Here is a 599-nt window from a genome sequence, read left to right as displayed (position 1 = left end):
CTGCGAGGTGGTGGCCGTGGCGGTGAGCAGGCCGGCGGCGAGCGCGGCGGTGGCACCGGCCGCCAGCAGCGCGCGTCTGACGCTGCGTATCCACGGTGGCTTGATCATGAACAACTCCTTCACGGGATGGGTGTGACCTGCGCGTCGACCAACCTCCGGTGTCCTGCGGTGCGGACGGCGCGGGTTGCCTCGACGCTCCGGGTCCGGTGCCGGATTCGGCTCTCCTCGGCACCGGACCCGGGGCTGGTTGCTCGTCGCCTCCAGGGGAGGTGGCGAGCCGGTTGGTGCCCTGGGCCCACGAGGTCGGGTGGTCCCAGGCGCATGGCACCGGCAGTGGACCGCCCCGTGCCCGGACACCAGCGGGGCTCTGTCGCCCCGTCCGCCGGGGGGGTACTCCCGGAACACCGCCACTCGTTCGCCGAGCGGACCGGGATCAGCGGCAGTTGTATCCCGGTATCCGTCGGCGCGTGCCCCCGAGCGAGCGGACGATCTCCTCCGTCGGTGCCGGGTCAGCTCGTGACGCGGAAGGTGGCGTCGGCGCGTGCCGTGGTGGTGGTGATCGGGTCGATCCGCAGCTGGTAGGCGTAGTGGCGGATGTA

General features: G+C 72.3%; 1 protein-coding gene. It reads right to left on the bottom strand.

The genetic code is table 11. From position 1 onward, the window contains the following. Positions 1-509: 509 nt before the first annotated feature. Positions 510-599: AbfB domain-containing protein (locus IG99_RS48515; RefSeq protein WP_158973394.1), on the bottom strand; the 90-nt coding region annotated here is incomplete at its 5' end.

Source organism: Streptomyces griseus subsp. griseus (genome assembly GCF_000720255.1).
Taxonomy (GTDB): Bacteria; Actinomycetota; Actinomycetes; order Streptomycetales; family Streptomycetaceae; genus Streptomyces; species Streptomyces griseus_I.
Note: the sequence above shows the minus strand (reverse complement) of the source record. Positions and strands in the feature narration are given on the sequence as shown.